Genomic DNA, 22,498 nt, shown 5'->3' on the forward strand with positions numbered 1-22,498 from the left:
CGGGCTACACGTTTGCCAATAGTTCGTTCAATCAGTTATGCGAAAAAGGCAGAAACCTTACAGGCTTGAATTGCTGGGCATTTCTATCCGGCAAAGTCAGGGATATAAACGTCTGGCAGTACAATGCAAAAAAAACGATCCGGCTTTACGCCACTATGCATGAAGTTGCGAAAGCCGGACGCGCCATTTATGATTGCCGCCTGAGCAAATTCTTCATCTTTACTTTGATAATCGGGAGACCCTATGCAAAAGCTTACACGAAGGGAATGGAACAAACTTGCGCTTTCAGGGCTTGTAGTAACGGCTTTGCCCGTAAAGAGGTTTGCGAAAACTAAAATGATTGATTCGCGGGTGAAAGGCGTGTTGCTTGGCGCGCAGAGTTACAGTTTTCGCGACCGTCCGGTTGATAAAGTTGTCGAAGCGATGGCAGCCGTCGGGCTTGGCAGTTGTGAACTCTGGGATGGCGGTCACGTCAGCCCTGCAACGTTTGCTGATTCCCAGTTGCCGCGCCGCGATGCGCTTCGCCAGTGGCGAATCAAGACGGGAGTAGGTCGTTGCAAAGAGATTCGCCAACTCTTTAACAACGCGGGCGTCGATATTTATGCCTTCAATTACAGTTTCCGCGATGATTTTACCGACGAAGAGTTGGATAAAGGCTTTCAAATGGCGCAGGCATTAGGGGCGCGCTGCATCACCGCAAGCGGCACCGTCAGTGTCGCCAAACGGGTTGATGGGTATGCCAAAAAATACAAGATGCGCGTCGGCTTTCACAATCATTCAAACATCAAAGAGAACGAATACGCCACTGCCGAAGATTTCGCCAAAGCCATGCAGGGAACTTCCGAATACATCTGCGTCAATCTCGACATCGGACATTTCACCGCGGCAAATTTCGATGCGGTGGATTATTTGAGCAAGAATTATCAACGCATCGTCACCCTGCACATCAAAGACCGCAAGCGCAATCAGGGCGCAAACCTGCCCTTCGGCGAAGGCGATACGCCAATCAAGCAAGTGCTGGCTTTTTTGCGCGATAAAAAATTAAAAATCCCGGCAAATATCGAATATGAATACAAGGGCAGCGATACCCTTGAAGAGATGAAAAACTGCTTTGCCTATTGCAAACAGGCATTGCTTGCCTGAATCCGCGTCGGGAATTGTCAGGTTGAAGCCGAGTAACGCTTAAAAGATTTATTAAAAATTAACTCACGGGCTTGGATTGTCTGTTTCAAAATCGTGGGCGGGTTGTTAGAATGAGGTACGTTCTTTGGAATACATGGCATTAAGCTAGAATCAGGAGCGGCACACTCCACCCAATCTGGACGTTGCCTCAGGTAATTGCAAGCCGGGTAAAATTTGCACTTCGGGTTTTAGCTTAATGCCATTGTTGTATCAGGATAGAAATTTTTTAGGAGAAAGAATGTTAGAAGTAAAAGTTACGGATTTCACGCCAATCACGTCGGACAGAGTTGAACCGGATAAAAAAACTGTGCCGGTATTTCCTTTGGATGGACCAGACAAAATCTCAATAAAAATCATTCCCTTTACCCTGCTTCATGTTGCCTGCATCGGGGTGTTTTTTACCGGCGTAAGCTGGTGGGCAGTTTTACTGATGGTGGCAACCTACATGTTGCGTATGTGGGGAGTGACTGCCGGTTATCATCGCTATTTTGCGCATCGCAGTTATAAAACCAGTCGCGCTTTTCAATTCGTTCTGGCGTGGATTGGTTGTTCGGCTTTGCAAAAGGGGCCGCTGTGGTGGGCGGCGCATCATCGTCGTCATCATAAATATTCCGACCAGGAAGGCGATATTCATTCGCCCATTCAGGAAGGTTTCTGGCAATCACACATCGGCTGGATTATCAGCGAAAAATACAAAGCCACGGATTTCGATGCCATCAAAGATTTCGCCAAATACCCGGAACTGCGCTGGCTCGATAATTATCACTGGATTCCCGGCATCACGCTGGCGGTCATCTGTTTTCTGTTGCTTGGCTGGCAAGGCTTGTTCTGGGGCTTTTTTGTGAGCACCATCGTTTTATATCACTGTACCTTTTCGATTAACTCGCTGGCGCATGTCTGGGGCACCCGCCGATATAAAACTACCGATGCCAGTCGCAATAATTTCTTACTGGCATTGATTACCGGCGGTGAAGGCTGGCACAACAACCACCATCACTACATGGCTTCGGTCAAACAAGGCTTTTTCTGGTGGGAAATTGATTTCAGCTACTACGTGTTGAAAGTTTTATCATGGGTTAAGGTCGTCAAGGATTTGCGGTTGCCGCCCGCGCACTTGCTCATCAAACATATTAAACCGCAAGAAGCGGCATTTTCGGAACGCACCTAGGGTTTAAAGTTGTTCCATTCAAATTGAAAAGAGCGTACGGAACAAACGGAAATAACGAAACCGACGGAAAAATTAATGACGTTGAGCTAATCAGCAAATTTATCTGTTTTCGTTTGTTCCGTACTCTTTCAAAGGCGTTGAACTTTAAGCCTTTGGATAAAAAGCGCAACTTTAAAACCGGTCTTTCAATTTGCGCTGGCGGCTTTGTTGCCAATCGCTTCACGCGCCAGCATCGCCGCGCCGGTAATGCCCGCATCGTCGCCAAGCTGGGCTTTTACCACTTTCACATTTTGCATGCTGAACTCGAAAGCATTGCGGCGAATCTCTTTTTCAATGCGGCGAATAAAATCTTCTCCTAATGCCTCGACCACGCCGCCGCCGAAAACAATCACTTCGGGACTCAAGACATTCACCAGAGAGCCGATACCCGCGCCAATGTATTCGGCAGCGCGATTGACGATTTTTTTTACCACTTTGTCGCCTGCGTCATAGCACTCCTTAATGTCGCCGCTGGTGATGACCCCTTCTTTATTCATCTTTTTTGACATCAGCGATTTTTTGCCGTTCTTCATGGCGCGTTTAATATCGCGGGCAATCGACGGGCGACTGGCGAGCGCCTCCATACAACCGCGATTGCCGCAACCGCATCGGGGACCGCCCATACGAATGACGATGTGTCCGATTTCGGCAGCGTTTTTGTTAAAGCCATTATACAGTTTGCCATCAATGATGAGTCCGCCGCCGATGCCTGTGCCGACAAACACCCCTAAAACGAATCTGGCTTGTTGCGCCGCGCCTTTGCGAAATTCACCATACGTTCCCGCGTCCACATCGTTGTTCAACACCACAGGGCAATTGTTGAACTGTTCGGCGAGCCGCGGCGCTAAGGGGAAATCTCTGAAGGGCAAGTTAGCGGTTTCGATAATGTGACCGGTGTCGGGGTCAAGGGGGCCCGGCGAACCGATGCCAATCGCCGCGATTTGCGCGAATTCAATGCGGGCGTTGGTTATCGCTTGACGCGCCACCATCACGATGCGTTCCAGGACTTCGTCTTGTCCGCGCCAGGCTTCGGTTTTATCGCGATGGCGTCCGGCGATTTTGCCTTCGTCATCAAATACCGCTGCTTCAATTTTTGTTCCGCCTAAATCGATTCCCAAAACGTATGAACTCATTATTTCCTCTTTGTAGATTTGTCGTCGCGCGTAACTATAAAAAGGCAAACGTAAAAAGGCAAATCAGCGCCGTTGGTGCCACTGACCGAGCGCGCTAAGAGAGGCTTGCTTTGCAGTGCGGTGACTCGCCGCCACGTTTACGTAAGTGCCTGAGCGCATCCGAGCACGCAATTGGTTTGCTGCAAAATAAAAGCGGTAACCAGTTATCGCACGCCAAATAGAAGCGGCTTACCTTAACCCCTTAACACTTCATCAAGAAGTTATTTGCGTCAGGCGTGAAAGCTGATTCGCCCTTCTCATTGTGCGTCTATTGACAACTATTTATTAAGCCTGACTCAACGCCTGCTGCAAATGTTCGACGGTCGAGTTGCCGCCCGAACAAACCACGCCGACTTTTTTGCCTGCTAAGCGGTCGCGCAATTTGTAGGCAGCGGCAAGCGACGAAGCGCCCGCGCCTTCGGCAAGCGAATGGGCGCGTTCAATCATCCAGTACATCGCCTGTAAAATTTCCGCATCGCTCACCAACACGAAATCATCAAGCATCTGCCACAAAATCTGTTGCGGGAAATTGAACCCCATGGCGGTCGCCAGCCCTTCGGCAAATGTCTGGTTCGGGCGTTCGACAATCTGTTTGGCTCGCCACGATTCATACGCCGCAGGCGCGGCATCCGATTGCACAGCGATGACGCGAATGTTTGCACTGACGGCTTTTGCGGCAATGCAACAACCGGCAGCGCCGCTTCCGCCGCCGACCGGGACGATAATCACATCGAGCGTGGGCTTGGCTTCGAGCATCTCCAGGGCTTCGGTTGCCACCCCCGCAATCAACAGCGGTTCATCGCCCGAATGCACGTAACGATAGCCATGTTTTTCGGCTAAGGCTTCGCAATGCTTGCGCGCATCGTCAAATTTTTCGCCGTGAAAAATGACTTCCGCGCCGCGCCCGCGCATCGATGCGACCTTGCCGGGATTGGCATTTTCGGGAACCACGATGCGCGCCGCGACATTAAACAACTGCGCCGCATAGGCGACCGATTGTCCGTGATTGCCTGTGGATGCAGCAATCACCCCGCGGGCTTTTTCTTCGGCGCTTAACTGCGAAATCAGATTGATGCCGCCGCGCACTTTGAAAGCGCAAACCGGCTGGCAGTTTTCGTGTTTGATGAATACCTCGGTGCCAATCAATTCATTGATTGCCGGATAAGAATTCATCGGCGTCGGTTGCAGATAAGGTTTGATTCTTTGTTTTGCTAATAACACATCTTGAAGAGTTGGTATTTTCATAGTTCGTAGTCCGTAGTCCGTAGTCCGTAGTCATTAGCCCGTAGTTGATTCACGCCATCGTTGCGTCGCATCAATAGGCAAAATGTTACGGACTACGGACTAAAAAATAATCCGCTGACAACGTTGAAACATCATCAGCGGATTATTCAAACATACGGCTTGCGCTTTAACAAACGCCATGCCGATATTTATTGGACGGTCACATCATCAACACGGAATGAGGTGATGAGTGAACCGTCGGTTGTGGCGCGGAATTGAATGCGCACGGTTTGCCCTGCCCACGATGCCAGACTGTAGGGACCTCGCAAGACATAGACACCTGCTGTGCCCTTATTCAAATTGCTGAAGGTCGCAAGCGTGCCAAGCAAAGTTCCCGATGTACTTCGCACTTCGATAAACAAGCGGTCGAATTGCGTCGTCGTGGTGGTTTCGCTCGACGTGACATTCAACCAGAAGCTCAGGTTCTTCGAGCAACCGGCAGGAATGGTGATTGCTTGATACTCGGTGTGCGTGGCGCGGTTGACGCCGCCGAGAATGCTGTAGGCGATACCGCTATGTGGATATGCGCCGGTACTGCGCACTGCGCCGCTTAACACCCAGGGCGTGGTGCCGCTTTCAAATCCGCCGTTGACGATTAACTCACCCGTACAACCGCCGCCCGATGGATTCACCGTTAGTGTAACCGGAACCGACAAAGGCGTATTGGTCGCGCCGGTCGCGCTTATGGTGATTGCGCCGTTGTAGGTGCCCGCCGCAAGCCCCGTGATGTTGACCGAAACGGTTGCGGTTGACGGAGCGGTGCCCGAGGTTGGGCTGACGCTCAACCACGTCTGGTTGCTTGAGGCTGTCCAGTTCAAGGTGCCGCCGCCGGTGTTGGTGATGCTCAAGGATTGGTTTGCGGGATTTGCGCCGCCAGCGGTTGCCGTAAAGCTCAGACTTGACGGGCTGACGCCAATCGTCGGTGAAGGCGAACCGCCGGTTGTGGCGTTGTAAATCACCAAAGCGAAATCCTGGTCGGTGGTGTCGGCATTGCCCGGAACGCCATCACCTGCGATGTTGGTGGCGCGCACGGTGACGGTGAAATTACCCGATGTGCCTGCCGGTAAAAATACCGACTCGACATTGTTTTTGCCATCAGCCGTGCCGCCGCTTACAGAGTTTGCGCCGGAAAAGACGTTGCCTTTGTAGGTCGTCGCGCCGACCGTTACTTCGAGGTCGAGATTGTTGACCCACGGCGCGCCTGTGGTCGGTCCCGCTGCATCTGTCCACGCGAGGGTAATGCGAAGCGGTTGCGAAGTTGAAACTACAGAGCCTGTGATTTGATAAGTATTGCCGGTTGCGCCAAGCACCTGCGTCTGGTCAACCAGTATGCGTTGCGAACTGTCAAAAGAACGCCCTAAATCCATGCGTCCCATCCCTTGACTGTTTGACGGCAAGTTGCCGCCCGCGCCTGTGCCGGTCATATATGCCGCCGAGTTCATCAACGCGGCTTTGACCATCGCCGGGCTTGGAGCCGCGAGTCCTTTGTTGAGGAAGTCCTGATAGACGAGGGTTGCGCCGCCTGCAACTGCGGGGCAGGAATGCGAGGTGCCGCTTGACCATCCGTAAAGCGTTTGTCCTGTGGGCCAATACTGGTTGCAGACGCTGCTGCCGTTATAGTTGGATTGCGGAACGCCCGCTTCGATGTGAGTGCCGGGCGCGACGATGTCGGGTTTGACGCGACCGTCGCCGCCGGTTGAATTGACTGGCCCGCGTGAAGAGAAACTGATGATGTCGTTGGCGGAATCTGCGCCGGTGTTGCCAATGCCGCAACCATCAGTTCCGGTTTGCCGGACATTTTCGCTTGCGCCTACGGTGATGACGTTTTTCGCGGTAGCAGGGGAACTGACGGTGTTGGCGCCTGACCCGTCGTTACCGGCTGCAAAAACCACTGTGAGTTGCTGGTTTCCGGTGGTTCCGCTTTGCGCGTCGCGAACGATGCGGTCGTACTCTTGCGAGTTGGCATCGTAATCGGCGACCGGTCCGCCGGTTTGGGTTTGAAATCCCCAGGAGTTGCTCGATATGCGCGCGCTCTGTCCATAAGCGGTGTTTTCCCAGGTTGTCGGGCTTGAGGTGCCGCCTCCGAAAATTGCCGTCGAACCGACTCTCGCAAACGGCGCGATGCCTAAGCCGTAGTCGTAGCCATTGGCATCTTCGACGGCTGAACCGGTGCCGCTATTGATGCCGCCAATAATGTGGGCATTCAAAAATCCATGTCCGCCCTGTGCGCCGGTTTGACTGGTGGGGTTATTGGTGAAAGCGACTCGCGAGGTGGCAAGGTCAGGATGCCCTGTGAGCGAGGTTGCATCATCAACCACGTTGACGGCAAAAGTGGTGAATTGCGAACTGGTGAAACCTTTGCCCGCAAGCCAGCTTAAATAACCGGGCGCGCTTGGCAGGTTGCCCGTGAGGTTTCCGGCAACGATTTGCCCCTGGGCTTCGTCGAGTCTGCGAATCTGCCCGCGCTCTTCGATGCCGAATACGTTATCGAGTCTGGCAATGGCTTCAATCTGGTCAGCGGTGATGGTCAATGCGACATTGTGATAATTCATCACCTGACGCGAACCGACAAATTCTCTGGCAAGATTGGCAAGAGTTTTGACGGTGCTTTCGGCGTCTGTGCCATCAATCACTTGAACGGTGACTGGAACCTCTTTGTCGGAGGCGCTCATTGCCGCGCGCAGTGATGGCGAGACGCGATAAGCCGGTTCATAATCGCCGACAAATTGCACATAACCGTTCTGCGATTTGTAAAACGGTAAGCTGGCGGCGGCATTGAAATCGGCACGCACCACATAAGCGTTGTTGCTCATGTAGCTGACGATTTCCGCGCCGGTTCCTTTAAGCGTTTCAAGCCAGGCGTCCTGTACGGGACCGGCAAATTGAATCAGGTAAAGACCGCTATCGGCATTGATGCCGCGTGCCATAGCCTCTGCCATTTTGGTTTGTCGCAAGTTGGCAGGCAATTGTTTGTAGGTGGTTTCAGGGTTTGTGGTATCAAGTACAAAACCATTTAAAGCAATTAAGTTTTGTTCATCGCTGGTGGTTGTCAGTTGTTGCAATGCATCGCGTCCGCCAACTGCCTGTTCATTGACGACGACGAGTTTGAAACTGCCGTAATTAATCTCGTCGGTGATCGCATTTCTTGCGAGTAATTCGTTGTAAATTTGGGTTTCCTCTGCGCCGATGATGACTTTATGAAACGCGCCTGTGTTCATATAGCCTTGCGCCATGACATCTGCGACCGAGGATAAATTTTGGCTGGGTTCTTGTTGCATCAATGCTGTGGTGCCGCTTAAAAAAAGCGCCCCGACAACGATGATGACAAACAGCGTTGTACGCTTCATCGAATTCCTCCTAAATCGATATTGAGTTTTTCAGAAAAACTATTTTGTGTGTTCAGGGATTTGAACGCTCTGTTGATGGAACAGAGTTGCAATTACGCTTGCCGTATGAGAGTGAGGCTACGCGAGCATAACAGCAAGCGCGCATTTTACCTCAACCTATCAGGGTTTGCACAAGGAATTCTGATTAACGTCAGAAAATTTTATCAATAACTTTTAGTTGACCAGCGCGAAGCTCTGTGAATAAAATCTCGGCTTTGTCAGTTCCAACTGACCGAGGTCGAAATCATTATCAAGGAGATTGAAAAATCAGCTATGAGAATGCGGAATAAAGAGATCAATCAAAGACGACATCGCAAAGAGAAACGGCGTAAATTGCGCGCCAAACTCGGAGCCGCAAGCGATGAGGCGACACGCCACGCCATTCAAGAAAAGATTCGCAAAACCTATCCGAAAAATACGCCCGCTGAATAGTAATTCGGACGACGTCAATCCTGAAAATATAAACACCTTGAGCAAAGAAAAAGGGTAAGCCCATTAGGACTTACCCTTTTCTTTTCAGGGGGCGGACAAAACCTTAACACTCGGAATAGCCGCAGGCATAGCAGGTGTGGCAGCCTTCGCTGCGCACGAAGGTCGAATCGCCGCAACTCGGACACAAATCGCCGTTTGCGCCCGCCATTGCCTGCTCAATTTTTTCTGTCGGGTCATCTAAAAGCGATTCCACGCCCATCACCGAACCTTGCCCGGCTTCTTCCGTGCCGGTGGCAACGCCCAGATAATTTTCCGCCAGCGCCTGACCCACGGCGTCCGGCAGCGACAGCACCCGACGTTTGCCAAAGCCATAAGAGCGCGCGCCGCCAATGCCGGTGATCTGTTTGACGATTTCGCGAACCCGTTCATCGGGCGACACCGGCGATTCGATGCGCAGGACGAGCGACATCAGTCTCCCCAGAGCTTCCGCCATCGCTTTGATATCGGAACCCGCTTTGCCGATTTCCAGAAAGACCTCAAACGGCTGACTTTCGTCATCGTCGTTCATGGTGATATGCGCCGTGCCCGAAGGCGTCGCTTTGCTCACCGTGCAACCGCGACGTTTGTAAGGACGCGGGCGAATCTTGGGCTTGGCAGCGTGATCGATTTGCGTAACCATTTTGATTTCGGGTTGCGTTTCAACGGTTGCAGGGGTTGCGGGCGACTCTGCGACTTCAGCGGATTTTGCTTTCTCTTCTTCTTTCTTGAGATTTAAAACCTGCACGTCGCGTGAACCATCGCGATAAATCGTGCCGCCTTTGCAGCCGAGTTTATAGAGCAATTCGTAAATTTCGCGAGTCTGGTCAACCGTGTAGTTGTTTGGCAGGTTGCAGGTCTTCGAGATAGACGAATCCACCCAGCGTTGAATGGCTGCCTGCACTTTGACATGCTCTTCGGGCGCCAGGTCCATCGCGGTGACGAAATAATCCGGCAACGCTTCATTCGGGTGCGCCGTCTGCCATTCTTCTAAAACTTTGACGCGCTCTTCATGACTGCCGAGTCGCGATTTGCGGAAATAGCTCCAGAAATAGAAAGGTTCGATCCCCGTCGAAGTCCCGACCATGGTGCCGATGGTATTGTGTGCGACGATGCCATTAGCGACATAGGTGTTGGTATCCGGCACGCTCAAATCAAAGGTGAACGATTCGCTCAATTGAATGTTTGCCGCAACATCGAAGAATAAACTGCCAGCAAGCAAATACGCCGAAGGCAAGTTGCCAAGCGCGGGATTGGCGCTTGCCAGACTGCGCCATTTTTCCTGCGTCATGCCGCTCTTAATGGCGCTGGCAATCTCCTGACGAATGGTTGTCGGCAAGCCTGCGGATTCGTCATAAAGTTTTTTGAGCAAGGCGGCAGGAATCGAATCTGCGCGGCTGCCTCTATCTTCACAAGCATCCAAAAGCGCCTGTTTACGTTGACTGACGAACCCAACGCTATCACGGAAGCGCAGAACTTCGCTGCTGTTGAGCACGCGAACTTCGTGACGCAGGCTTGCGCCGTAACGACCTGCTTCCGGCTCAAGGCTTCTGCGTGTCGAGACAATGCCAAGTCCGAGCAAGGCAATTTGCACCTCGCGCGCCAGACGTTCCGAAGCGCTTACGAAAGAGATGACGCCATTTGAGATGCTGCCATCGCTTTCAAACAACCCGCGCAGAAATGCCGAGACTGTTGCTGCGCCGCCCGCAAGCACGGCTTCGGGAATGTGCGCGTCCAAAGCATTGGCTTTCGCCAAGCCATTGGCGCGCAGCCATCTGGGAATAAAATAGGACGCCGCCCACACCAACAGGCAATTGCGTTCGGTGTCTTCAACCTTGGCGTCGAGATTGAAAGTTCTGCCAATGAGTTCCTGCAATCTGCCGACCACATCGGTGTCACGCGCATCAACGGCGATGCCCAATCCGCGCCGCTCTTTTAAATAGCCGTCGCCGATGTAAAAGCCTAGCAGTTCGGCAAGCTCTGCGGTCAGCATTTCAGGCAAACGCAACGTTGAACGACGCTTCCTGGTTGAAACCGCTGCAAGCGTTGGCACCTCAGCGCGCCCTAACCCGCCGCGCGCCATTACCAGAACATCGCCCGGTTGCACTTCGCCCATCTGTTTCCATTCGTAGTTGCCCTCGCAGTCAATTACCCGAACCCGATGTTGCAAAGTTGCCGCAAGGTTGAACCCTCTTGCCGTCGCGATTTCAACAACCTCCTGATAGCCGTTCACATAAAACTTATTGACCGCTTTCGCGCCGGTATCGGAATGCGTGGTCAAGGCAATATCTTGCCATTGTTCGCCGTCCGCGTCGCCAAGCGTAGCGATGGGGCGCAATCCGCCATCTGCAAAAACCAGCGTGTCAGGAGTCACGCAACCATTGGGCGCTTGCGTCAGCAGCGTCACATTGCGCATACCTTTTTCGCGCACCATCTGGCGAATGTCTTCGGGCATGCGCTGCATATAACCGGACTGCAAAAACTTCTCGGCATCAAACATCGGGAACGCGCCTTTTTCGGCGGCAATGTCAGCCGATGCTTTATAAGAATTGCTGGCGATGAAACGATAGAGCCGTTCGATGAATTCCGTCGATTCGTCCGAACCATAACGAATGCCCAGGCGAATGAGCATCTCGGCAAGCCCCATCGTATTTAAGCCGACGCGACGTTCGGCATTTTGTTGTTTGTAATTTTCATCAAAGAAATAGGGCGTCGCGTCAATGACGTTATCAAGGAAGCGCACCGCGTAACGCACCGCTTTACCGAGGTCGTCCCATTGCACTTCGCCATCCTGAACGAATTTCGATAAATTAATCGCGCCGAGATTGCAGACCCCGAACCCTGGCAAAGGTTGCTCGCCGCACGGGTTGGTGCATCCCAGATAACCTGAATCGTAATACCACGAATTTGAATCTTTGTTGGCGCGTTCGATGAAAAAGACGCCGGGTTCTGCCGATGCCCAGGCGGATTGAATAATGGTGTCCCAAATTTCACGGGCTTTGACGGTTTTATAGGTGATGACATTTCTGCCCATCGCCTGCCATTTATCGAGATTGCCGTCCCAGACCTCTTCATAATCGTCATAAGAGGTATCGGGGAAAACCAAATCCCAATCGGCATCGGCATGAACCGCATCCATGAATTTATCGGTAATCCCGACCGAGATATTGGCATTGTTGATTTTGCCCATGTCGCGTTTGGCATTGATGAATTCAAACACATCCGGGTGCCAGCAATTCAAAATCAACATCAACGCGCCCCTGCGACTATTATGCGTAACCATGCCGTTGGCAAGATAGGTGTGGTTGTCATCAACTTCGATGTCAAGCGTAAGCTGCCGCCCGGCTTTTTGCACTGCCTTAACATAGACAAACCAAGTGTCGTTTATCGGCGGCGCATTTTCGGCAAACGCTTGGTGCCTATGATAAAGATTGGCATAAGCCGACAGCGTCAGATTGCGGTCGCCGCGCGTGTAGCGCTGAAGTTTTCGTCTGAGCGCCTGGTCGGTCGCCTTAATCCGCTTGCCGGCTGCCTGATGGTCAATTTGCGGCAACGCCTTTGCTGCGAGCACCGGCTCAAGCCAATAATTTGCCTCGGGCAGTTTATAGCTGGTCTCTCTATTGGTGTCTGGAGCGAAGCTTAAACAGGTGGCAAAACGTGAACGCGCATCACAACCGATATTCGCCTGCCAACTTTCCAATCCTTTGAACGAATTGATTCTCAATCGCCACAGCGGTTTGTCGCCGTAATGATTTGCGCCCATTGGCTGAGGCTCAATTTTTACCGGGCATCCTAAACCGATTAACAGCGTCGCTACCTCATCAATCAAGCGTTTGGAGGTTGAGGTCAACATCGGATAGTGATGCGAGACGCTGCCATCAGCTTCAAATAGACCGCGTAAATAGGCGCTGACGACTGATGGCGGACTTTGACGGATGAGGCGCGGTACGCTGACTTCTGCGCTTTTGGCTTTATTGAATCCGTTGCTGGTCAAAAATTCTTTGACGGCGCGATTGCTGATGACATAAATCAACGACGCATCATTTTCTTTCTGTTGAACGCGAACTTGCGCGCCCTTGAATAGCCGCTCGATGAGCATAGGCATTTCATCAATCAAATAGCTGTCGTGCGATACGGCGACGCCTAAACGCCAATCTCCTTTACGTTGCGTCATAAAGCCGTCGCCCGCGAAATAACCTAAAAAGAAGGCGAGTTCTTCATCCAGCGTTTCCGGGAATTCAACCGGGTCTTGATTGTGATGGTGATATTCGGGTTTGCGTAATCTTTGCAGGGTTCCCTGATGTTGTCCGAGTGTAACCATCATCGCATCGCCGGGTTTGAGTTCATCAACCCGCCGCCACACAGCGCCACTATCGGTCATTACTTTGACTTTATGATTTGGCGTTCCGGTAAGTGAAAGCCCGGCGTCCGTTTTGATGGTTAAAACATCCGCTATGCCATTATTGAATGCCTGACGTGATAGACGTTCACCTTCGTCGGTCATCATAATGAGGTCGTGTTCACGCCAACCTTGCTCTTGATGGGTGACAATTTCATCAAGCCGCAACAACCCTTTTTCAGTAAAGACCAACGACTCCGGCGTGAGACAACCCCCCTGTTCGATCAGTCCGGTAACGAATGAATAGAGTCCGCCCCACGAAACCGAACCCGACGAACGACCGTTGACGCCTTTCACATAAGAATGGCGCGGGCGCAAACTGCTGACATTGATGCCGACGCCGCCGCCACGCGACATGATTTCCATCATCTGCGAGAGCGTTTCAACGATGCCGCGCCGCGAATCCCTCGGGGACGGCACCACATAACAATTGCTTACGACTATCCCTGCCGAAACAAACGAATGGTCTTCCTCGACCTCCAGATCAAGAACCGCTCCTGAATAATCTTCGACGGCAATTTCCGCGATTCGCGCCCAACGAAGCCCATCGTGTTCAAAATAATATTTCAAATCTATTTCGGCTGTCGGCGCTTGCTTACCGAAAAAGTCTTTGAACAAATCGGCGCATTCATTGGCGGTTGCCTGTAGTCTGTATGCCGGTCGTTTGCCCAATCGGTGAGTGTTCTCTTTAATCGAAAAGAAATAACCCAAACGCATCAACAATTGATGTACCTGCGTCGCTAATGTGCGATTGGAAAGCAAAATGCCAAGCTTGTTATCTGAGGTGTATCCATCCGCCGTAAACAACCCTTTCAACAATTCGAGGGTCAACTCATCAGGCATTCGCAGCAGATGACTGGGTATGCGTTTACCATAGCTGTAACTTCCCAGAAAGGCTTTGAAAAATTGCCCTAAAGGCATTGAGTTTGCCCACAGGTCGAGCCAGCGTTCGGTACTGCTCATCTTGATGGCAGTTGGTACGCCGAATTTGTCTTCAATGATGCGAGCAAGGCGTTCGGCATCCTCTCGCTCATCAAGCCCGAAAACGATTTTAATACCCGAAGGAATGTCGGTCTTGGTGCGATGCGTCACGCAACCATCGCCCAACCAACGTCCAAATAAGAAGCATAAGTCGCGGTCAACAATCAATCGGTTATTGAGCGCATATTTAGTTCCGCCTTCTTCCAGATAACCGTGATAATCACTGCGCGCTTGTGGCTTAAACAGTTTGCCGTCACTGACCTGATAGCCTGAAATATATTCCGAGATGATGATTGCTTGAACCGGCGCTTGCTCGGCGTCATAAGCCGCAGCAATAAAATCATTGGGCTTTAATTCTTTGGCAGGAATCCACTCGGCTGGTTGTTGAAGCTTTAATCCATCACGGCTTCTGTGGGTGTTTACCCATTCGGATTTGATGGCAAGTATTTTATGTTCGCCGGTGACGCGAAGGTCATCATAGCCGAGTTTCTTTGCCTTAATGATATACATTGGCTCTGCGGTTTCGCGCTCAAATTTATGCAGAACTTTTCGCAGACGATTGCGATGCGTGACCACATAATCGCCGACATTTACCTCGGCAATCGGTTGGTATCCGTTGGCTGTCAATATCTCTTGCTCAGGCGGCATACAATTATAAAATGTGAGCTGTTGGTCGGTGCCGGCGGCGGTCAGGATGCGACCGGCGGGAACGAATTTCCAACCGTTCAACAGCCAGCGGAAGCGTTCATACCAGGCATCGGCTTGCGCGCCTTCGATGGCGGCAATGCCGCGGGCGACGCGCTCCATCATCTGTTCGGGAGCGGTCTCTATCGGCTTTGAGATATGTTCGGTCAAACGCTCGACGATGGTGCCATCCTTTAATTCGACATGGACTTTGCCGACGCCGCCGCTTGCCAGCGGGTCATATTCGACAATGGTGCCGATTTCCCGCTGCCCGGTTTTGTCATCGACGCAAACAATCACTAAATCGCCAATCGCCAGGGTGCGTTTTTTGGCGTCTTTGACCGCATAACGATCAAGAAAAATCTTTTGCCCGAGTTCGTTGAGGATATTGATGCCCACGCTTTCGCTCGAATGCGCGGTCTCAGCATCCGGCGCGAATCCCTCTTCCACTTTGCCATTGGTTTTTTGAATTTCGCCGATAGTTCCGGTAGCCATGTCTTGAAGCTCTCCTTTAATTGTTCTCTGATGGGGCAGGCAAAGACTAGATTATATTGCTAAAGAGAAGCGAATGCCATCTCCCGAACTAGCCCACAGTTTTGGGGTCGTACTGAACTTTGACCTGCTATGTTGAGTTGTATTTTAAGCTCGCCCTGGCAATCCTGCACTGGGGCCGGGAAGCTTTCATGTAGGAAGGGAGTGGTTTCCTGTAAAACAAAAAACCGCTTCGTTAACCCAGGTTGAACGAAACCTCAACACTGTTCTAACGAACCGATTTTACAACGCCTTTGCGAACCCCTTGATCCATCCACAGATTGCTTGTTTGTCTGCTTGCTTCCCCACAAGCCACAGACAAAAAAAGATCAAAAGCACCCATCGTTTTATTAAATTTTTTATTGGATGAATACCCTTTGACGGGGTCGGAGTTTACTCCATACCTAGTCCCATGTCAATCACAAAATACAACATATTGTGGTTATCCACAGCCCAGACCCAAGCCAAATGATGCGTGAAAAAGGCTTTTAAAAATTAAAAAAATATTTTCAACAGGCACAATCAATTTCAGGAAAAATTTACAAGGTCAGGGAAGGCGTTGAGCCAAAATTTGTCGTGAAAATTTTTGAATCCAATTCAGTTTTTAGGTTTGATTGGCGCGATTTTTTATCAGGGCATGAAGCTCGGCAGGTGTATGAATTCCAGCCTGCAAGCCTTCCGTAAACATGCGGTTGACGATTTCCAGTAGCGCCGAATTGTACGGCGTCGGCAGGTTCAATCGTTTACCCAGTTTGATGATTTCGCCATTGAGGTAGTCGGCTTCGTGGGTTTTGCGACCGAGCATCAGGTCTTGATGCATCGAGGCATAGGTGCGCAAAGGTTCGGGCAACTGCAACGCCTCGTCGAGCGGTTGCCGGGTCTGGCGGATGCGCTCAGTCCACTTGCTGATACGAATCGGCGAGGGTTCAGCTTCGGGCGGTTCAGCGGCAATCCCCGCGGCGGCTAATGTGCGCATGCCTTCTTCTCGCACAGCAATCGTCAACTCGCGCATCTCCGGGTCGGCTGCGCCAAGTTCGACCCAGTAACCGGTGATGGCGTGCGTCGCGTTATTCAAATTGGCAATCAACTTGCCCCACTTCATCGCCATCACATAAGGTGAAGCGAGCGCCTCGAATCCAGATTGCGCTAAATCTTCACAGATTGCCTGCAAAAGTTTATCAACGCGGTCAGGATAAAGCCCGATGGCAATCGAACGCCCGCGCGGCATGGTAATCAGTTGCGGGTCGAGTTGCACGGCGGAAAACAACACCAGCGCCGCGTAAACATTTTCAAAATGCTCGGCGGCAACAGCTTCGTTACTCACGCCGTTTTGCAAACAGACAACCGGAATGCGTTTATCGCACGCGGCAGCGAGTTCTTCGATTGCCTCGCGCATCACCTGTGATTTGACGGTGACCACGACGACATCGCCCGGCTGATAGCGCAACTGATTGGCAGCGGTCACAGCCTCTGCCTGACAAAAAACTTCCCGGTCTTCCTGTTTGATGGTGACGCCGCGTTTTAAGGCATCGGCAAAAATCGGGCGCGCAATGAACGCGACGCGCTTGCCAAGGTTCAGCAACAGTGCGCCAACGGCTATGCCAATCGCGCCCGCTCCAAAAATGATGTAACGTTCAGGCTTTCCCTCGCTCATAGAATTTCGATAATATCGCATCTACGCGATGCAAAAACAAATCGCCAGGAAAAAGTTCAAGCCAAATTTCAACTCGAAGGTTTATCAATTGAAGCCATGATTATCGAACAATCCGTAGAACAAACCATCAAAATGCATTATGACCTCTATGTCCCTGAGCGCGAAGATGCGACGCAACCCTTGCCGTTGCTGATTGCTTTGCACGGGTACGAAGGCAATAAAGAGTCGATGATGAATCTCGCGCAAAAAATCAACGCCGAAGATTGCATCATTGCTTCTTTGCAAGCGCCGAATGGCTTTTTTATTCGTGAAGGCAGTGAAGGGGGAATGCCGCGCATCGGTTTCGGCTGGATGATGACCTACAAATCGCCCGAAACTATTTCCCTCCATCATCGCACAGTGACCGCGATGATTGAAAAGATTGCTGAGGAATATCCGATTAATCGCCAGCAGATTTTTTTGCTGGCGTTTTCCCAATCCTGTTCGCTCAATTATCGTTTTGCCTTCACGCATCCCAACCAGATTCGCGGTGTCGTCGCGGTTTGTGGTGGCATCCCCGGCGATTGGCAGGAAGACAAATATCAAAAGAGCGATACAGACATATTGATTATTGCCGGTGAAAGCGATGAATTTTATCCGATTGAACGTGTGCGAACTTTTCAACCGGCAATGCAGATGCGAGCTGGTCGGGTCGATTTCCAAAGCTTTCCCGTCGGTCATATTTTCATGCGCGAAGCCCTGCCGGTGATTAACCACTGGCTGCTTGAGCGAATCAACCAACGATAGCAGGAATTCACCACAGGGAAGAAGAAGGGGAGAAGGGGGGAAAGGGAGAAAGGGAGATAAAATTCTTCACGGCTTTTCTGATATTGATTGAGCAGAAGGTTTGTTTTTTTTGAGCAAAGGGATTAACCGTCTCCCCCTCTCCCCGTCTCCCCTTCTCCCTTTCTCCCCTTCTTCTTACAGTGTCTCGGTGGTTAAAAATTTTCTTTGAGTTGGTAAACCACGAACGGGCGTCCGGGTTCGACGCCGATTTCGGTGTCGCGCTCATAGTGGGTTTTGATGAAATCGGTGATTTCCCGAAAAGGCAAACGCAAAAAAGTATCCGACAAATCTAAAATAATTCGCGGGCGATGGCGTTTGAGGTCTTCGATGAACTGCGCGTGAGCCGGTGAATAGAAATTTTGATTGGTCTCAGCAACATCAAGGTTTGAATCGGTGAAATTGCCTGTGAGGTAGTAGGGTTGCAGATAACGCGAAGCCGGACGACACCCCGAACGCCAGTAAACATCCAGCGCGTAATCCCAGATGTAAAGCCGGTCGCCTGCATTCAAGCGTTCGCGCAGGCGCTTGGCGACAATTGCAGTTTCGCGCTCGCGCACCGTCATCCCCCAAGCTTCGCTGAGACGCGTGCGCGTGCCGGTCAAGGTTTCATAAGCGAGAATCGCCGTGCGATTATGCATTCGTACCAATCCGATAATGAAAAAAAACAGCAGTAACCCAGTCGCCAGCAAAGCGCGACGTTTGCGCCCGGGATTCTTTACCTGTTCAATCAACCACTCGCCACTACCAGCGGCGAGAATCGCCAGCGCCGGAAGCATTTGAATGAAGTAATGTCCGAAAAATCGCCCGCCAGTAAACGCGCCCGACCACGAAGCCAATGCCCACAGCCCGATTACCCCTTCAGGGTTGACGGCAAAAGATGGTTGAAATGATTTGCGGTTGTCTTTGCGCTTTATCACTCGCCGGATGGTACACGCTGCCAATGCCCACAGGGTTAAATTGAAAAAGATATAACCAAGGGTTCGCCCGACCATAAATTTCAACCACAAATCGCCTGGCAGTGAAGAGATGTAAAAGGTATTGACGACAAACACATTGCGCCAGAAATCGCCAAGCGACTCCGCCTGATAAAGCCATAAAAGGACGCAGGCAAAAACCACCACGACCCCGAGCGCAATCATTGCGAGGCGTTTACTTGATAGAAGAATTGCCTGAATGAGTGGTCGGGTTTTTCGCATCGCATAAATCAACCACAACTCGGTCAGGGTGAAACACAGCAAATTAAAAACGCCAATTTGTTTGAAAGCAATGGCAACCCCGGTCAAAAGTCCCGCGAAAAATAAATCAAGCGTGATGCGACGGTTTTCCGAATTTTGAGCGCGCAGAAAAAAATAAAATGAAGCCGAATAGGGAAGCGCCATCAATAGTTCGGTATTTGCCGCCATCATATCCTGCGTGAAATAGTTGGTGCTGAAATAGACGAAAACCAATGCTGACAAGAGGGCTGCACGCACCCCATAAATTTTTTTCGCGATTAAAAAAACAACGATTGCAGTAAAAAAATTCCAGACCGTAGCCGCCAGGTGAATCGCGTCCATTGACCGCCCAAAAAATTTAAACACCGCTGCATAAAAAAAGGTCGTCGCCGGCGGTTTGTCGGTCACAATGTCTACATAAAGCCGCGCCCCATCTAACCACTCGGTTGCCGTCAACGCGCGCACCGCTTCATCACCGTTGACGAAATCGAAACGCAGATAAAAAACTCTGAGCAAGAGATTTAAAATGAATAGACCCGCGAAGGCATAGAAAATGGTTTTCGTTGTGGGTATGGAGGCATCGGTTTTTTGATTTTCAGGCATCGTTTTGGTCGTCGTCATTTTGTTTTGCATAGTAGCATCGCCAATGTTTGATTGCACAGTATCCGCTAATTCGCCTGATGATTTTTTATTCACTTGAGGTTGGCATTAGCGGTTTCTGACGCCATTTGCGCGGCGCAGTTCCCGCCATAAACGTAGAAGGCAGCCGGTGAAGGAGTAAAGTTATCTTGGGATCGGGCGGATGAAGCGGATGAGGTTCGTTGTTCTGAGTTACTATGGTAAGCGAATTCACAACCAAATCGGCAATCCGCAATTGCCAGGTGCTTGACGCTTGCTTTGCGCGTTTGCTCTAATCGAATTCTCTAATTTTTTCAGAAAGACCGGCAGTATGAATAAAGAAGAATTGATTTATGATTGGAATCGCGTCGGCAGCGACCTACAGATCAACCGGCGTGTGCAGTTTGACGATGAAACCTTGCGCGACGGGCTGCAATCGCCCTCGGTGATTGACCCGCCGATTGAGAAAAAAATCGAACTCTTGCATTTGATGGATTCGCTGGGCATCGATTCGGCGGACATTGGACTGCCGGGCGCAGGTCCGCGCGTGGTTTCGGATGTCACCCGGCTCGCTAAAGAGATTGTCGATTGCAAACTCGATATTCAACCCAATTGCGCGGCGCGCACGGTGATTGCAGACATTCAACCCATCGTCGATATTTCGCAAAAAGTCGGTATGCCGATTGAAGCGGGAATGTTTATCGGTTCGAGTTTCATCCGCCAGTACGCTGAAGATTGGTCTCTGGAGCGGATGCTCACGCACACCGAAGAGGCGGTGAAATTCGCAACTTCGCACGGGCTTCCGGTGATGTATGTAACCGAAGACACCACGCGCGCCCATCCCGATACGATTCGCGCGTTGTACACCACGGCGATTGAAGCCGGAGCCAGGCGCATTTGCGTTTGCGACACGGTCGGTCACGCGACGCCCGAAGGCACGCGCGCCCTCATTCAATTCATTAAATCCATCATTGCCGATACCGGCGAAGACATCAAAGTTGACTGGCACGGTCATCAAGACCGTGGACTTGGAGTGATTAATTCCATCGCCGCTTTTGAAGCCGGGGCAGACCGTGTGCACGGTTCGGCGCTTGGCGTCGGCGAGCGCGTCGGCAATACGCCGATGGATCAACTGCTGGTGAATTTTCAATTGCTCGGCTATATCGAACGCGACCTCTCGAATCTGATGAAGTATTGCGAAACCGCAAGCGATGCTGTCGGCGTGCCGATTCCGATTAATTATCCTGTAGTCGGGCGCGATGCCTTTCGCACAGCGACCGGCGTTCATGCGGCGGCGGTGATTAAGGCTTTCAAAAAAGGCGATGAATGGCTGGTGGATGCGGTCTATTCAGGCGTCCCTGCAAAGATGTTCGGGCGCGAACAAGTGATTGAAATCGGCCCCATGAGCGGCAAATCGAATGTCGTGTTCTGGCTTGAACGCAAGGGTATCGAACCGACCGAAGAGCGCGTTGAAAAAATTTTCAATCATGCAAAGCAAGGCAACGCGACGCTCACCAATGAAGAAATCCTGAAGGTCATCGGATTGTAAGTTGCCAAATTTGATGGCTCGAATACAACAGCGAATTTTATCTTTCAATTAATGGGTAATCCTTTAAAATCAAAAGAGAATTTACATCGGAACTCGAAAACCGAAAATAAAATGACCCCGAATTACGCGACAAAACCAGGCACAATAACGGCGCAGAATTTAGTTTTTTATCCGCAGATGCAAGCGGCGTTTGCTTTCATAGACGACATGCACGATGAAGCCACCAGAGAGTTGATTCGCATCTGTGAAATTCCCGCGCCTCCCTTCAAAGAGGCTGTGAGAGCCGATTACATCCAGAACCGCTTTGCCGAAATCGGTCTCACAAACGTTCGCATCGACCGCGAAGGCAACGTCATTGCCGAACGTCGTGGGCAGGCAAAAAGTCCCAGCCTGATGGTTTCGGCGCACCTCGATACAGTATTTCCCGAAGGCACGGATGTGGCGGTTAAACGCGACGGGCGGAGGCTTTTTGCGCCCGGCATCAGCGATGACTCTTGCGGGGTGATGAGTCTGGTGATGCTGGCAAAGGCTTTGAATACCTGCGGCATTCAAACCGAAGGCACGATTTATTTTGTCGCCACTGTAGGCGAAGAAGGCGAAGGCGATTTGCGCGGTGTGCGCCATCTGTTTACCGAAGGCGAATTTCAAGCGGGCGTTGATGCCTTTGTCTCGCTTGATGGCCCGGGCGTTGAACGCATTACCAACCGCGCACTCGGTTCGCGGCGTTATCGTTTAACTATCAACGGACCCGGCGGGCATTCGTGGGGCGATTTCGGGGTGGTTAATCCCGTACATGCGCTCGGACGCGCGATTGCGAAATTCTCCAGCTATACAGCGCCACTGGCGCCGCGCACCGCTTATAACGTCGGTATCATCGAAGGTGGCAATTCGGTCAACTCGATTCCCGAATCGGCGAGCATGACGGTCGATATGCGCTCGGTGTCGCGTGAAGAGATTGATAAATTGGAAGAGCATCTGCGTCGCATGGTTGACCTTGCGGTGCGTGAAGAGAATGCCCAACGCGCCATGAGCGGTACGCAACTTTCTTACAATTTTGAACCGAAAGGCAATCGTCCGTCAGGCGAAACCGCTATCGATTCACGCATCGTGCAAACGGCGGTCGAATGTTCGCGCGCGCTTGGCATCGAACCGCGCCTCGACTGTTCTTCGACGGATTCCAACATCCCGATTTCGTTAGGCATTCCGGCAATCACCATCGGCGCGGGTGGGGTGTCGAGTAATTGTCACACTCTGGCGGAATGGTACGACCCCACGGGACGCGAATTGGGCTTGAAGCGATTGTTGTTACTCACGGTCGCACTCGCGGGACTCGCAAGCTAATCA

The 22,498-nt window shown here is 51.4% G+C and carries 12 protein-coding genes; 6 read left to right on the top strand and 6 right to left on the bottom strand.

What is annotated here, in order from left to right:
- Positions 1-243: 243 nt before the first annotated feature.
- Both AB1757_23540 and AB1757_23545 read left to right on the top strand, forming a co-directional pair.
- Positions 244-1,143, top strand: a complete 900-nt coding sequence (locus tag AB1757_23540) for a sugar phosphate isomerase/epimerase (GenBank protein ID MEW6130029.1) — start codon at positions 244-246, stop codon at positions 1,141-1,143.
- A gap of 277 nt (positions 1,144-1,420) precedes the next feature.
- Positions 1,421-2,350: an acyl-CoA desaturase gene (locus tag AB1757_23545; GenBank protein MEW6130030.1), complete on the top strand. Its 930-nt coding sequence runs from the start codon at positions 1,421-1,423 to the stop codon at positions 2,348-2,350.
- 185 nt (positions 2,351-2,535) lie between these two features.
- On the opposite strand, the gene AB1757_23550 is transcribed toward AB1757_23545, so the two are convergent.
- The 3 genes from AB1757_23550 to AB1757_23560 all read right to left on the bottom strand — a co-directional run bounded on the left by AB1757_23550 (position 2,536) and on the right by AB1757_23560 (position 8,192).
- The gene (locus AB1757_23550) at positions 2,536-3,522 is read right to left on the bottom strand and encodes an ROK family protein (GenBank protein ID MEW6130031.1); all 987 of its coding nucleotides are present in this window, start codon (positions 3,520-3,522) and stop codon (positions 2,536-2,538) included.
- Between the two features lie 324 nt (positions 3,523-3,846).
- Positions 3,847-4,806 carry a threonine/serine dehydratase gene (locus tag AB1757_23555; protein MEW6130032.1) on the bottom strand — a complete coding sequence of 320 codons (960 nt, stop codon included), beginning with the start codon at positions 4,804-4,806 and terminating at the stop codon, positions 3,847-3,849.
- Between the two features lie 188 nt (positions 4,807-4,994).
- Positions 4,995-8,192, bottom strand: a complete 3,198-nt coding sequence (locus AB1757_23560; GenBank protein MEW6130033.1) for a S8 family serine peptidase — start codon at positions 8,190-8,192, stop codon at positions 4,995-4,997.
- Positions 8,193-8,504: 312 nt separating this feature from the next.
- Between AB1757_23560 and AB1757_23565 the strand changes: the two genes are divergently transcribed.
- Positions 8,505-8,663: a DUF6800 family protein gene (locus AB1757_23565; protein ID MEW6130034.1), complete on the top strand. Its 159-nt coding sequence runs from the start codon at positions 8,505-8,507 to the stop codon at positions 8,661-8,663.
- 103 nt (positions 8,664-8,766) lie between these two features.
- Here AB1757_23565 and AB1757_23570 read toward each other — a convergent pair whose 3' ends face one another.
- Both AB1757_23570 and AB1757_23575 read right to left on the bottom strand, forming a co-directional pair.
- On the bottom strand, positions 8,767-15,258 hold the full coding sequence (locus AB1757_23570) for an LAGLIDADG family homing endonuclease (protein MEW6130035.1): 6,492 nt from the start codon (positions 15,256-15,258) through the stop codon (positions 8,767-8,769).
- A gap of 640 nt (positions 15,259-15,898) precedes the next feature.
- On the bottom strand, positions 15,899-16,948 hold the full coding sequence (locus AB1757_23575; protein ID MEW6130036.1) for a 2-dehydropantoate 2-reductase: 1,050 nt from the start codon (positions 16,946-16,948) through the stop codon (positions 15,899-15,901).
- Positions 16,949-17,044: 96 nt separating this feature from the next.
- On the opposite strand from AB1757_23575, the gene AB1757_23580 reads away from it, so the two are divergent.
- The gene (locus tag AB1757_23580; protein MEW6130037.1) at positions 17,045-17,734 is read left to right on the top strand and encodes a dienelactone hydrolase family protein; all 690 of its coding nucleotides are present in this window, start codon (positions 17,045-17,047) and stop codon (positions 17,732-17,734) included.
- A 191-nt stretch (positions 17,735-17,925) separates the two neighbouring features.
- Here the strand turns inward: AB1757_23580 and AB1757_23585 are convergent, their stop codons facing one another.
- A complete protein-coding gene (locus tag AB1757_23585) occupies positions 17,926-19,620 on the bottom strand; it encodes a glycosyltransferase family 39 protein (GenBank protein MEW6130038.1) in 1,695 nt (564 codons plus the stop codon).
- Positions 19,621-19,936: 316 nt separating this feature from the next.
- On the opposite strand from AB1757_23585, the gene AB1757_23590 reads away from it, so the two are divergent.
- Positions 19,937-21,154 (top strand): LeuA family protein, encoded by a 1,218-nt coding sequence (locus AB1757_23590; protein MEW6130039.1) that lies wholly within the window; start codon positions 19,937-19,939, stop codon positions 21,152-21,154.
- Positions 21,155-21,265: 111 nt separating this feature from the next.
- Complete coding sequence (locus AB1757_23595) at positions 21,266-22,495, top strand: M20/M25/M40 family metallo-hydrolase (GenBank protein ID MEW6130040.1); 1,230 nt, start codon at positions 21,266-21,268, stop codon at positions 22,493-22,495.
- Positions 22,496-22,498 lie beyond the last annotated feature (3 nt).

Source organism: Acidobacteriota bacterium, from assembly GCA_040754075.1.
In the GTDB taxonomy this organism is placed as follows: Bacteria; Acidobacteriota; Blastocatellia; order UBA7656; family UBA7656; genus JBFMDH01.